Annotated in this window: 10 protein-coding genes; 9 read left to right on the forward strand and 1 reads right to left on the reverse strand. The window is 46.6% G+C overall.

The window, feature by feature from the left end:
- Nucleotides 1-3: 3 nt before the first annotated feature.
- Complete coding sequence (gene aceB / locus ACHUFZ_RS08370; protein WP_394126760.1) at nucleotides 4-1,632, reverse strand: malate synthase A; 1,629 nt, start codon at nucleotides 1,630-1,632, stop codon at nucleotides 4-6.
- Nucleotides 1,633-1,945: 313 nt separating this feature from the next.
- Here aceB and gcl point away from each other — a divergent pair, with 313 nt between their 5' ends.
- The 9 genes from gcl to tnaA all read left to right on the forward strand — a co-directional run bounded on the left by gcl (nucleotide 1,946) and on the right by tnaA (nucleotide 13,479).
- On the forward strand, nucleotides 1,946-3,721 hold the full coding sequence (gene gcl, locus ACHUFZ_RS08375; protein WP_394126761.1) for a glyoxylate carboligase: 1,776 nt from the start codon (nucleotides 1,946-1,948) through the stop codon (nucleotides 3,719-3,721).
- Between the two features lie 22 nt (nucleotides 3,722-3,743).
- Nucleotides 3,744-4,520: a hydroxypyruvate isomerase gene (gene hyi / locus ACHUFZ_RS08380; protein ID WP_394126762.1), complete on the forward strand. Its 777-nt coding sequence runs from the start codon at nucleotides 3,744-3,746 to the stop codon at nucleotides 4,518-4,520.
- Between the two features lie 48 nt (nucleotides 4,521-4,568).
- The gene (locus ACHUFZ_RS08385; RefSeq protein WP_394126925.1) at nucleotides 4,569-5,468 is read left to right on the forward strand and encodes a 2-hydroxy-3-oxopropionate reductase; all 900 of its coding nucleotides are present in this window, start codon (nucleotides 4,569-4,571) and stop codon (nucleotides 5,466-5,468) included.
- Nucleotides 5,469-5,805: 337 nt separating this feature from the next.
- Nucleotides 5,806-6,948 (forward strand): sugar diacid recognition domain-containing protein, encoded by a 1,143-nt coding sequence (locus ACHUFZ_RS08390; RefSeq protein WP_394126763.1) that lies wholly within the window; start codon nucleotides 5,806-5,808, stop codon nucleotides 6,946-6,948.
- Between the two features lie 181 nt (nucleotides 6,949-7,129).
- Nucleotides 7,130-8,482 (forward strand): GntP family permease, encoded by a 1,353-nt coding sequence (locus ACHUFZ_RS08395; RefSeq protein WP_394126764.1) that lies wholly within the window; start codon nucleotides 7,130-7,132, stop codon nucleotides 8,480-8,482.
- Nucleotides 8,483-8,504: 22 nt separating this feature from the next.
- Nucleotides 8,505-9,641, forward strand: a complete 1,137-nt coding sequence (locus ACHUFZ_RS08400; protein WP_394126765.1) for a glycerate kinase — start codon at nucleotides 8,505-8,507, stop codon at nucleotides 9,639-9,641.
- A 159-nt stretch (nucleotides 9,642-9,800) separates the two neighbouring features.
- On the forward strand, nucleotides 9,801-11,459 hold the full coding sequence (locus ACHUFZ_RS08405) for an amidohydrolase (RefSeq protein ID WP_394126766.1): 1,659 nt from the start codon (nucleotides 9,801-9,803) through the stop codon (nucleotides 11,457-11,459).
- A gap of 287 nt (nucleotides 11,460-11,746) precedes the next feature.
- Nucleotides 11,747-11,818: a tryptophanase leader peptide gene (tnaC, locus tag ACHUFZ_RS08410; protein ID WP_071816296.1), complete on the forward strand. Its 72-nt coding sequence runs from the start codon at nucleotides 11,747-11,749 to the stop codon at nucleotides 11,816-11,818.
- A 236-nt stretch (nucleotides 11,819-12,054) separates the two neighbouring features.
- On the forward strand, nucleotides 12,055-13,479 hold the full coding sequence (tnaA, locus tag ACHUFZ_RS08415; RefSeq protein WP_394126767.1) for a tryptophanase: 1,425 nt from the start codon (nucleotides 12,055-12,057) through the stop codon (nucleotides 13,477-13,479).
- The last annotated feature ends 81 nt before the right edge of the window (nucleotides 13,480-13,560 follow it).

A 13,560-nucleotide genomic window follows, 5' to 3' on the forward strand; every position in this document is an offset into this window, starting at 1 on the left:
GTATTACTCAGTCCCATGAAGAAACTGATAGCTTGGTAAGGTCAGGAAGGTGGCGAACTCTTCTGCGGTAGACAACTCGAAGAAAAGGTCAGCAGTTTGTTCAAAGCGGCCTGCTGCATAACGAGTATCACCCACTTCCTGTTTGATAGTGTCGAGCTCTTGGTATAACCAAGTGTGGAATAGCTCTTTAGTAAAGATTTGGCCATCATCGAGAGCCACACTATGGTGGATCCACTGCCAGATGTTGGCGCGCGAAATTTCTGCGGTTGCGGCGTCTTCCATTAGGCCGTAGATAGGTACGCAGCCGTGACCTTGAATCCAAGCCTCGATGTAGTAAAGCGCGATACGGATGTTTTTACGTACGCCCGCTTCATCACGAGTACCATCACAAGGTTTGAGTAGAATGTCGGCGCCAATCTCATGTGAAGGGCTGACAAAGTCTAATTGGTTTGGCTTGCCATCAAGGTTCTTCTCAAACACCGACATAGCTAAGTCAACCAACGCTGGGTGCGCAACCCAAGTGCCATCGTGACCATTGCGAGATTCGCGCTCTTTGTCTTCGATAACTTTGGCGGTCACTCGCGACATTTCAGCGGGCTCTTTGGCTGGAATAAACGCCGACATACCACCCATTGCGAGAGCGCCGCGCTGGTGGCAGGTGCGAACTAGCAGTTGGCTGTAGGCATTGAGGAACTCTTTATCCATACCGACCACATGACGGTCAGGCAGAATGCGATCGGCATGATTTTTCAACGTTTTAATGTAGCTGAAGATGTAATCCCAACGACCGCAGTTCATCGCGACAATATGATCACGCATGGCGTAAAGCATCTCATCCATTTGGAAAACTGCTGGCAAGGTTTCGATTAGTACGGTCGCTCGGATTGTGCCGCGTTGAACGCCAAAGTAGTCTTCGGTAAACGAGAAAACATCATCCCACCACTGGGACTCTTCCATGCTTTCTAGTTTTGGAATGTAGTAATACACGCCCAACCCTTGCTCAGCGCGGGTCAGGTAGTTGTGATAAAAGTAGAGCGCAAAATCCATCAAACAGCCCGGGATAGGCTTGTTTGCGTATTGAATTGATTGCTCCGGCAGGTGCAGGCCTCGTGGACGGGCAATCAATAAAGCTGGGTCATCACTAAGCTGATAATGTTTGTTTTTCGCTTGGTCGTGATAACTGATGGTTCTTGCATTGGCATCGCGCAGGTTGATCTGTCCCTCAACCATATTCTCCCAAGTCGGAGAAGAGGCATCTTCGAAACAGCACATAAATACTTTCGCGTCAGAGTTAAGTGCATTGATCACCATTTTGCGGTCAACAGGACCGGTGATCTCTACGCGGCGATCCAGTAACTCAGCAGGTGGTGTTGCTACCTTCCAGCTTTTGTTGTCACGAATCGCTTGGGTATCAGAGCGAAAGTTAGGTAATTCACCCGCATCATAGCGTTGTTGTTGTTCTTTGCGGGCTTGTAGTAGGGCATCTCTACGCGAGGCAAACTTCTCGACCAGTTTGGTTAGGAAAGAGAGTGCCTCTTTAGATAGGATGGTTTGGTATTCTGGGTTGTCCATATTACCGACTACGCGCAGACAAGCAGTTTCTTCTTTTTCTGCTACATCGTTCAGACTCATTGTTCGTCTCCTTTAAACAATACCGAATGATTTTGTGTACAAAATCTACCTTTCACGAATACTTATATTTCAATTTATGTAAACAATCAAAGGGTATTTAACATTTATTTTTCATTTGTCTCGTTGGGAAATTATTTTTACGTGAAGATATTTTATGTAAAGCAATGATTTCTAGGGTTTTCAGGGTTAGTGTTCACTTAGAGTAACTATTCGATGTTGAAAAAATGTTGCATTTAGGGGTTGCCAAATTCTGAATATGATTCATAGTACACAAAGTATCTTTGAATTGTATACAATCGAAATGGAGGTTCACATGGCAAAGATGAAGGCAATTGAAGCAGCGGTAGAAGTGTTGAAAAAGGAAGGTGTAGACATTGCCTTCGGCGTCCCTGGCGCAGCCATTAACCCAATGTACGCAGCAATGAAAAAGCTTGGCGGTATTGATCATGTACTAGCGCGTCACGTTGAAGGTGCGTCGCACATGGCAGAAGGTTACACCCGTACAAATCAAGACAATATTGGTGTTTGTATCGGTACATCGGGCCCTGCAGGTACCGATATGATCACGGGTTTGTACTCAGCGTCGGCTGACTCAATTCCAATCTTATGTATTACCGGTCAGGCGCCACGCGCTCGTCTACATAAAGAAGATTTCCAAGCGGTAGACATTGAATCTATTGCTAAGCCTGTCACTAAGTGGGCAACAACTGTTCTAGAACCCGCTCAGGTGCCACGTGCATTCCAGCAAGCGTTTCATTTGATGCGTTCTGGTCGCCCAGGACCTGTACTTATCGACCTTCCGCTTGATGTTCAGCTAACGGAAATCGAGTTTGATATCGATACCTATGAACCACTAGAAGCGTATCAACCAAAAGCGACTCGCGCTCAAGTTGAGAAAGCAATGGAAATGATGTGTGAGTCAGCAAACCCACTGATCGTTTCAGGTGGTGGCGTCATTAACGCTGGTGCTGAAGAACTCCTACAGCAGTTCGCTGAAATTACAGGCGTACCTGTTGTACCAACTTTGATGGGTTGGGGTTCTATCGCTGATGATCATGAACTGATGGCAGGTATGGTTGGTCTACAAACGTCGCATCGTTACGGTAATGCGACCATGCTGGAGTCTGACTTCGTATTTGGTATTGGTAACCGCTGGGCGAACCGTCATACCGGTTCACTGGATGTGTACACCAAAGGACGCAAGTTTGTTCACGTGGATATTGAACCAACGCAAATTGGTCGCGTGTTCTGTCCAGATTTAGGCATTGTGTCTGATGCAAAAGCAGCGCTAGAGCTACTAGTCGAAGTGGCGCGTGAATGGCGCGATGCAGGCAAGCTACCAAACCGCAGCGCGTGGGTAGGTGAATGTCAGCAGCGTAAAGCAACCATGCTACGTAAAACGCACTACACGGATGCACCAATCAAACCAATGCGCGTTTATGAAGAGATGAACAAAGTGTTCGATCGCGATACCTGTTACGTCAGCACCATCGGTCTATCACAGATTGCTGCCGCGCAATTCCTACATGTCTACAAGCCTCGTCACTGGATTAACTGTGGTCAAGCAGGTCCATTAGGTTGGACGACACCTGCTGCACTTGGTGTACGTGCCGCGGATCCTAATCGTGACATCGTAGCGATTTCAGGTGACTACGACTTCCAGTTCATGATTGAAGAATTAGCGGTAGGCGCGCAGTTCAACCTGCCTTACATCCACGTGTTGGTGAACAACTCTTACCTAGGTCTGATTCGTCAAGCGCAGCGTCAATTTGATATCGACTACTGTGTGCAACTGGCCTTTGAAAACCAAAACGCCCCAGAGCTGAACGGTTACGGTGTTGACCACGTGACGGTTGTGGAAGGCTTAGGTTGTAAAGCGATTCGTGTAACGGACCCTGAGCAGATGCAAGCGGCATTCGCAGAAGCGAAAGAGCTGATGAATAAGCACAAAGTACCAGTCGTAGTTGAAGTGATTCTAGAGCGCGTAACCAACATCGCTATGGGTGTTGAAATTAACGCAATCAATGAATTTGAAGCATTGGCTGAAAACGCAGATGACGCGCCAACCGCACTGATTCATCGTGACTAATTAGGAATAAAAGGAAATCACAATGGCAAAGTTTGCAGCAAATTTATCCATGTTATTTACCGAACTGGAATTTGAAGATCGCTTTGAAGCCGCAGCAAAAGCTGGCTTTCAAGGTGTGGAGTATCTTTTCCCTTATGCGCTGGAAGCAAAGCAAATTAAGGAGAAGCTAGATGAAAACCAACTTACCCAAGTGCTGTTCAACCTTCCGGCCGGCGATTGGGAAGCGGGCGAGCGCGGTATCGCGGTGGACCCCAAGCGAATTGAAGAGTTCCAAGCAGGGGTCGCCAAGGCCATTGAATACGCCAAAGTATTGGGTAATACCCAAATCAACTGCCTCGCGGGGATCGTTCCACAAGGGGTAAGTGAGCATGATGCCCACGCTGCGTTCGTCATCAACTTACGTTATGCCGCGCAAGCGTTGCAAGAAGCGGGTATTCGCTTGGTGATTGAAGCGATCAACACCCGTGATATTCCGGGTTTCTTCCTCAATACCACAGAGCAAGCCAAAGCGGTGATTAAAGAAGTCGGCAGCGATAACTTGTTTATCCAGTATGACATCTACCACATGCAGATCATGGAAGGGGACCTTACCCCAACCATGACGGCAAACATCGACCAAATTGCGCATGTTCAATTGGCCGACAACCCAGGTCGTCATGAGCCGGGTACGGGTGAAATCAACTACCCGTTTGTTCTAAAACATTTAGATGACCTTGGTTATCAGGGCTGGGTAGGCTGTGAATACAAGCCAAAAACCACCACGACTGAAGGTCTAGATTGGATCAACCTATACCGCTAATGCGGTGAATGCCCATCGACAGCGGTGGGCAAACGTTACGGAGAACAGATTATGAAAATTGCATTTATTGGTACAGGTATCATGGGCCGCCCAATGGCCGCGAATCTACAAAAAGCAGGCTATGAGTTGGTGTTGTCTGATCACTTTAACCCAGCGCCACAAGACCTTGTTGCTGCTGGTGCTCAGGTGGTGAATTCTGCTCAAGCAGCAACAGAAGCGGCGGATGTGGTTATCTTGATGGTACCAAACACGCCACAAGTCGAAGATGTGCTATTTGGTGATAACGGCGTGGAAGCGGGCCTAAATGCGGGTGGCGCAGAAGGTAAACTGGTTATCGACATGAGCTCTATCTCGCCAATGGCAACCAAAGCGATTGCGTCTCGTATTAATGAAAGTGGTGCACAGTACCTTGACGCTCCAGTATCAGGTGGTGAAGTTGGCGCGATCAATGCGGCACTGAGCATCATGGTTGGTGGTTCACAACAAGCATTTGATAAGGCGCGTCCTCTGTTCGAGGTGATGGGCAAAAACATCACCCTAGTGGGTGAAAACGGTGCGGGTCAGACGTGTAAAGTAGCTAACCAAATCATCGTAGCACTCAACATCGAAGCGGTATCGGAAGCACTCGTTTTTGCTTCGAAAGCGGGCGCTGATCCAGCGCGCGTTCGTCAGGCGCTATTGGGTGGCTTTGCAAGCTCGAAGATTCTAGAAGTACACGGCGAGCGTATGATTGAAGGTACGTTTGATCCGGGCTTTAGAATCTCGCTTCACCAGAAGGACCTTGATTTGGCTCTAACGGGTGCTAAAGAGCTCGAAGTCGCACTACCAAACACGCAAACGGCGCAAGAGCTGTTTGAAGATTGCGCAGCGCTAGGTGGCCAAGATTGGGATCACTCTGCGCTTATCAAAGCGATTGAAAAACGTGCGAATCACTCAATTCGTGATTAGTACGCCTTGATGGAATGAGTTCGTTTCCGTCTGGGGTGGTTAGGACTCCTCTCCCTGCCACCTCAATAACTGTATCAATCATGGTGACTCCACTGTAGGGATGTTCGTTAGGTTGATATCAAATCGCGTAGTTTTTCGTCTCCTTTTGTACGCGTTCCCGTTGTAAGACAATAGGTAGGAGCATCCTCGGGCTCCGTCTTAGCAGGCACCTAGCGGGCTTACTTCGGGATTTTTTCTTTCTATGTGACCTGAGCGAAATCGCCGTTCAGTCAACTTAGCCAGGCATGTGATATGTTTACTGGGTGTGCCGAGAGGCCGATATCACAAGGCAAAAGAGATGCAGTTAAACACCCTTATCGCCCGCCAGATTGTGGAGCGAGCGACGAAAATCATTCAGTTTCCTGTCAACGTGATGGATGAGAACGGAATCATTATTGGTTCAAGTGATCTATCCCGTTTGCATCGTACCCATGAAGGGGCATTGCTGGCGATACACGACAATCGTATTGTTGAAATTAATCAGACCGTTGCCAGTACCCTGATAGGTGTGAAACAAGGCATTAACTTACCGGTTGTGTATCAAGACAACGTGATTGGTGTGGTGGGGATTTCTGGCCAGCCAGATGAAGTGAGAAGCTATGGTGAGCTGGTCAAGATGGCTGCTGAACTGATCATTGAACAAGAAGCCTTGATGGCGCAGATTCAGTGGAATAAACGTCATCGTGAAGAGCTGTTACTGCAGTTGATTCAAGGCTCTACCTTAAGTGAAAACCAGTTGTTGTCGATTGCGGAGCGTCTGGATTTAAATTTATCTCAGCCAAGAATCGCGGCAACGGTCAAAGTGATTCCTAAGCAGGGTCAGCCATTAACTCAAGAGTATTTGCAAAAGCTGGTGCACTTACTGGAATACCCTGAACGAGACAACATTGTCGGTATTGTCTCGGTATCGATGAATGAAGTGGTGGTGCTAAAGCCGGTGACGGTAACCAATGGCACTTGGAATCAAGAAGAAGAAAAAGCGCGAGTCAAAAAGCTGCTTAAACGGATTGCCCAAGAAGCTGATTTTTCGATCAAGATAGCCATGGGGCAATACTTTCCCGGTGTTGATGGACTCGCGCGTTCGTATGAAACCGCTAAAGCGACCATGGTGGGGGCTGATAACAGCAAGCAAGCGATATTGTTTTATCAGGAACACAAGCTAGCCGTGTTGGTTGGTGGCTTAAAACAAGACCAATGGCGACGTGCGCAGTTGCTAGAACCTCTGCAATTACTGCAAAGAAAAGATGAAAAAGGCGTGCTGTTGAAAACACTGCGGGTATTTTTTGATCAGGACTGCGATCTGGCTCAAACTTGTGCAGCTCTACATATTCACCGAAATACACTTCGATATCGACTAGAGAAGATAGAAGAAGTAACTAATTTAAAGATCAATAAGTTAGGCCATAAGGTGCAGTTATATTTGGCGATGGAATGCCTTTAGTTTAGTAAGGTGTTTTGTGCAAAGTGACAATTGTAGAGTGACTTATGATTGATAAATTTGTCAGTTTGCATAAAGGAATGACGCTCGATTCACTGAATAATAACACCGTCCCTACAGGCAATCTGAATCTTTGGCATGAGGCTAAGTGTTCAGAGCGAATACTATAATAAACGGAGTTATCATGAGTCTAATCTTAATCTTGCTGGGGGTGATAGCCTTTATCGTCCTCGCAACAACCAAATTTAAACTACACCCTTTTCTCGCACTGATTGTTGCGGCCTTTTTAGCGGCTTTTGCCTATGGCCTACCTGCTGACAGTATCGCGAAAACCATCGCATCTGGCTTTGGTGGCATCTTAGGTTACATCGGCCTAGTGATTGTTCTAGGTACCATCATAGGTGTCATCCTAGAGAAAAGTGGCGCTGCGATTACCATGGCAGACACGGTGATTAAAGTACTCGGTGAGCGTTTCCCAACGTTAACCATGAGCATCATCGGCTACATCGTTTCGGTACCGGTATTTTGTGACTCGGGCTTCGTTATTCTGAACTCACTAAAAGAGTCTCTTGCTAACCGTCTAAAAACATCCAGCGTGGCGATGAGTGTCGCTCTAGCAACGGGTCTGTATGCGACACACACTTTTGTACCACCAACGCCAGGCCCAATTGCGGCGGCGGGTAACCTAGGTCTAGAGTCTAACCTCGGTTTAGTGATTGGCGTCGGTATCTTTGTTGCAGCTACGGCAGCGATTGCCGGTATGTTGTGGGCCAACCGCTTTAAAGACGTTGAACCTGATGGTGGCGACCACGCTGAAGAAGTAAAGCAAGATTGGAAAGAGCTGAAAGCGTCATACGGTGAACTACCAACAGCAGGCCAAGCATTTGCCCCAATTTTCGTTCCTATTTTGCTTATCTGTTTAGGCTCTATTGCTAAATTCCCAAGCTTACCGCTGGGTGATGGTGCATTGTTTGATGTGCTGTCGTTCTTAGGTCAACCACTGACAGCGTTAATCATCGGTCTGTTCTTGTCGGTTCGCCTACTGAAAAGCGACAACAAGGTGGAAGAGTTCGGCGAACGTATCAGTCAAGGTATTACTGCCGCGGCGCCAATTCTACTTATCACAGGTGCTGGTGGCGCATTTGGTGCTGTATTAAAAGCAACTCCGCTAGGTGAATACCTAGGAACGACATTATCTGCATTAGGCGTGGGTATCTTTATGCCGTTTATCGTCGCAGCGGCATTGAAATCAGCGCAAGGCTCATCGACGGTGGCTTTGGTAACAACATCAGCACTTGTTGCGCCAATGCTGGCTCAACTCGGTCTAGACTCTGAAATGGGACGAGTTCTAACGGTAATGGCGATTGGTGCTGGTGCGATGACCGTATCGCATGCCAATGACAGCTTCTTCTGGGTGGTTTCGCAGTTTAGCCGCATGTCAGTTGGGTTAGCGTATCGCGCTCAAACCATGGCAACGCTGGTTCAAGGCGCGACTGCAATGGCACTGGTTTACATTCTAAGTCTTGTTCTACTCTAGCAAGCTATAAAAAGGAACTTATATGAAGGTAGTTATCGCTCCTGATTCTTACAAAGAAAGTTTAACCGCTATGGAAGTGGCAACTGCGATTGAAAGTGGTTTTAAAGAAATCATGCCAGACGCAGAGTACATTAAACTGCCGATGGCGGATGGAGGCGAAGGCACGGTGCAATCTTTGGTCGACGCAACAGGGGGCGATATTGTCTCTGTTGCGGTGACAGGCCCACTTGGTCAATCCGTTGAAGGTTTTTACGGATTACTCGGTGACGGTTCTACCGCTGTGATTGAAATGGCAGCGGCATCAGGTTTGCACTTAGTCGAACCAAGTCAGCGTAACCCACTGCTCACCACAACGTATGGTACAGGCGAGTTAGTGAAAGCAGCGTTAGACAAAGGCGTTAACCATATCATCATTGGCATTGGTGGTAGCTCTACCAATGATGGTGGTGTCGGTATGGCACAAGCGCTTGGAGCGAAACTATTGGATGCGAAAGGCAACGACCTGCCTTTCGGTGGCGGAGCGTTAGCCAATCTTACAACGATTGATCTGTCAGGTTTGGATCCTCGCCTAGCGAGTGTTGAGCTTGAAGTTGCGTGTGATGTAGATAACCCATTGTGCGGACCGAAAGGTGCTTCGCATGTGTTTGGTCCGCAAAAAGGCGCAACGCCAGAGATGATCAAGCAGCTAGATGCCAACTTAGCGCACTATGCTGGCGTGATTCGTCAAACTAACGGTAATGATGTCATTGACCAAGCTGGTGCAGGTGCGGCAGGTGGTCTTGGCGCTGCACTATTAGGTCTGTTCGATGCAACGCTTCGCCCAGGTATCAGCATCGTGATGGATGCTGTTAACCTTGCTGAAGTGGTCAAAGATGCCGATTTAGTGATTACCGGTGAAGGGCGCATTGATAGCCAAACCATTCACGGCAAAACACCGATTGGTGTGGCGCGTACGGCGAAGCTATATAACCTTCCAGTGATTGGCATTGCGGGAAGCACGGCGCAAGATTGCCGAGTGGTGCATGACCACGGCTTAGATGCGGTCTACAGTGTGGTACTCGGTGCAACCGACTTGCCAATCGCACTTAAAGAAGCGGCATTTAATGTCGAGATGACTTCACGTAATGTCGCTGCAGCATTGGCGATGACGTTCAAATAATTTCCTATTTTACACTGTAAACGGCCGCTATCTAGCGGCCGTTTTTGTATTTATTCACCGGAAAAAGCTTGTTAAGGCACGGTTAATGGGCGCTCGCGCTGCTATTATCCCCTTATACTTGAGTCATTGGTCTGATTGGCGCATCAAAGGAGTTAAGCAATGAAAGGTAGGCTGGCTATAGCGTTAGGTTTGACGATAAGCACTCATGCATACTCTGCACAAGTTGCAGATATGCTCCTCACCAATGGGGTGATACACGGACATCCCAACGCCAATTCCGTTGCTGTCGCCGATGGTAAGATTCTGCAGGTGGGAAACGGTGAGGAGATGGATGGTCTTATCGATGATTCGACCAATCTAATAGATCTGCAAGGTGGCTTTGTTTCCCCCGGTTTTATCGATAACCACAACCATGTCTTTGAAGCCGCATCAGACGCTGGATCTCAGTGTGAACTAAGCCTTGATGAAGGACTGCGTGGTCAAGTCTCCTACCTAAAAGCTTGTCGGAAACAAACCCCACGAGGCGAATGGATCATGGGTTATGGTTTCTCGATAGAGTCATTGCTTGCCGATGAGGATGGCAGCACACCACTGCAGGTGATTGATGCCGTATTTCCTGAGCAGCCTGTAATTTTTATGGAGCAAACCTCTCATTCTATGTGGGTAAACTCTGCAGCATTAAGACAAGCTGGAATTACAAGGCAGTCCCCAGATCCACAAGGAGGCAAGATCCTTAAAGATGAAGAGACCGGAGAGCTACTCGGGATCTTGCTCGACAACGCGGGTGATCTGGTGCTTGAGCTGGCTTGGAACAGCTTGCGTGATCAGTTTGAGCAAAGCTATCAAGGATTAATGCAAGGCTTGGAGCAAGCGAGAACTTATGGCATTACAACCATAGGTGACGGTCGCCTTTATTGGAAACGTGGCTGGTATGAAGTGTGGCAGAAAGCCGAAGAAAGTGGTGAGCTCACTGCTCGCGTCTCTTTACGACCTTGGATCTACCCAACCGAGCCAATGCCAGCACAGTTAAAGTATCTGAAATCGATTCATTCAGACGATAATTCTCAGTTATTGCTGGTGGATCAGGTCAAGATGTACAGCGATGGTATCTTAATTAATGGTACGGCGAAGCTGCTCGCTCCTTACTTATTTACTTATGTCCCTGATGAGCCCTACGGGATTAATTACATTGAGCCCAAAGCGATGTCTAAATGGCTCAAAGAACTTAATAAGATTGGCTATGGAGCTCACATTCATGCGATAGGTGATGGTGCAATTCGTGAGTCTTTGAATGCGATTGAGTCGGTACGTAGTCAGGGCAGTGATAAAGATTACACCTTAACCCATGTAGAGTTGGTTAATTCCAAAGACGTTCCTCGCTTTGCTCAACTTAATGTGACGGCTGATTTTCAAGTTGGCTCTGATTATGTCGCCTATCATGAACATCAGTGGGCAGAAGCGTTCTTAGGTGCCAAGCGAACTCGTGCGTTGCTGAACCTTAAAGTTCTCTTCGATACAGGTGCTAACGTTACCTTAAGCAGTGATTGGAATGTGCACGACATTAATCCACTGATCGGTATTGGTAATAGTATTCTCATGGGCGATACCGGCTTACCCGATACGGTAGAGGCGCTCGATGCCTATACGATCAATGCGGCTAAGAGTTTAGGGATTGATGATATCACCGGGTCGATTGATATAGGTAAATCGGCTGACTTTGCTGTGCTATCTCGTGATATTACCTTATTGCCTCCAGAAGAAATCAAAGCAACGGAGGTTTGGATGACGATCGTTAGAGGTAAAGTGGTATTTGAGTAACTTAGTGGGTAGGGGCGAGTCAATAATTGAATTTACTTGCCATCTTAATTACTCAATATAAAACATTATTCATTGCAATTAATGTCACCTTTTTATCCGTTCATGAATGAGTAAGAATAGCCTGTATCTTGTAGGATTCTTGGTGGATATTATTGGTGCTCTCTTTACCATGGCCATTATTTTGTCGACAGTGTCACACTTGATGAATTTAAAAAATGACCAATTATATAAATTATGATTATCTTAGAACTGTTCCCGTAGCATTTTATTATCAATAAGGAGGTAACATGAAAAAATACAATAATTCTAGTGTTTGGTTTACCCTTGATTATAAAATCGCCCTGTTCTTCCCTCACTAAGTTATAGCCTTCGCACGTCCAGTGCACACAACCCTGAACAGTATTTATCTTGACGCACCTTTAACGTTTCTAGGGGCGCATTGATTATTTCGTTCATGGGTTTATTTTCCAGTTCACCTTTATTTTGGATTTAATTATCTAAGGTACTGACTTGTCTGGAATTTATATATTTAATCTTTGCTGAATTAATTATTTAGTAGAGAGGGAAAGCTATAGTTATATATTAGGGATTAATCATGGAAAATTTCAAACATCTCCCAGAACCATTTCGTATTCGTGTTATTGAGCCAGTAAAACGTACCACCAGAGAATATCGTGAGCAGGCAATTTTAAAAGCAGGAATGAACCCATTTCTTCTTAACAGCGAAGATGTGTTTATTGATCTTCTTACCGATAGTGGTACTGGCGCGATTACTCAGGAAATGCAAGCGGCAATGTTGAGAGGCGATGAGGCATACAGTGGCAGTCGCAGCTATTTCGCTTTAGCTGATGCGGTCAGTGATATCTTTGGTTACCAGCATACCATTCCAACTCACCAAGGGCGTGGTGCTGAGCAAATATACATTCCAGTGCTGATTAAAAAGCGTGAAAAAGAAAAGGGTCTTGATCGCAATAAAATGGTCGCACTGTCCAATTACTTCTTTGATACCACTCAGGGACACACGCAAATTAACTGTTGTGTCGCTAAAAATGTCTATACCGAAGAAGCGTTTGATACGGCTGTGAGTGCTGATTTCAAAGGCAACTTTGATCTTGAAAAGCTTGAGCACGCGATACTTGCAGCCGATCCGAAAAACGTACCTTATATAGTCAGTACCATTACGTGTAACTCGTCGGGCGGGCAACCAGTCTCTATTGCCAACTTAAAAGCCGTGTATGAGATTGCGCAGCGCTATGATATTCCAGTGATTATGGACTCGGCTCGTTTTGCTGAAAATGCTTACTTCATTCAACAGCGTGAACCGGGTTACCAAGATTGGAGCATTGAAGAGATTACCCGAGAAAGTTACAAGTACGCCGATGCTTTGGCTATGTCGGCGAAAAAAGACGCCATGGTACAAATGGGCGGTTTGTTGTGCTTTAAAGATGACACATTACTTGACGTTTATAACGAGTGTCGCACCCTGTGTGTTGTTCAAGAAGGTTTCCCTACCTACGGTGGCTTGGAGGGCGGCGCGATGGAGCGTTTAGCTGTTGGCCTCTACGATGGTATGCGTCAGGAATGGTTAGCTTATCGTATCAGCCAAGTGAAATACCTTGTGGAAGGATTAGAAGCCATTGGTGTGGTTTGTCAGCAAGCGGGTGGTCATGCGGCGTTTGTTGATGCTGGTAAGCTGTTGCCTCATATCCCATCTCATCAGTTCCCGGCTCATGCTTTGGCTTGTGAACTTTACAAGGTTGCAGGTATACGCGCGGTAGAAATTGGTTCTCTACTACTTGGGCGTGATCCTGCCACAGGTGAACAAATGCCTTGTCCTGCTGAGTTAATGCGCTTAACCATTCCTCGCGCAACTTACACCCAAACTCACATGGACTTCATTATTGAAGCTTTTGAAAAGGTTAAAGAAAACGCAGATAACGTTAAAGGACTCGATTTCGAATATGAGCCTGAAGTTTTACGTCACTTTACCGCACGATTAAAAGAAGTGGACAGCAAATAACATCAATTACGCAGCTCTCAATCAGCTGCGTTTTTTTTGCCTAGTCACCACATAACGTGAAATCAATTTAGAGAATAACAC

The organism is Vibrio hepatarius, assembly GCF_043642085.1.
Lineage (GTDB): Bacteria > Pseudomonadota > Gammaproteobacteria > Enterobacterales > Vibrionaceae > Vibrio > Vibrio hepatarius_C.

Bases quoted from the DNA above. Each gene is read 5' to 3' on its own strand.
- aceB (WP_394126760.1), bottom strand. From the start codon at position 1,632: ATGAGTCTGAACGATGTAGCAGAAAAAGAAGAAACTGCTTGTCTGCGC.
- gcl (WP_394126761.1), top strand. From the start codon at position 1,946: ATGGCAAAGATGAAGGCAATTGAAGCAGCGGTAGAAGTGTTGAAAAAG.
- hyi (WP_394126762.1), top strand. From the start codon at position 3,744: ATGGCAAAGTTTGCAGCAAATTTATCCATGTTATTTACCGAACTGGAA.
- ACHUFZ_RS08390 (WP_394126763.1), top strand. From the start codon at position 5,806: ATGCAGTTAAACACCCTTATCGCCCGCCAGATTGTGGAGCGAGCGACG.
- ACHUFZ_RS08395 (WP_394126764.1), top strand. From the start codon at position 7,130: ATGAGTCTAATCTTAATCTTGCTGGGGGTGATAGCCTTTATCGTCCTC.
- ACHUFZ_RS08400 (WP_394126765.1), top strand. From the start codon at position 8,505: ATGAAGGTAGTTATCGCTCCTGATTCTTACAAAGAAAGTTTAACCGCT.
- ACHUFZ_RS08405 (WP_394126766.1), top strand. From the start codon at position 9,801: ATGAAAGGTAGGCTGGCTATAGCGTTAGGTTTGACGATAAGCACTCAT.
- tnaA (WP_394126767.1), top strand. From the start codon at position 12,055: ATGGAAAATTTCAAACATCTCCCAGAACCATTTCGTATTCGTGTTATT.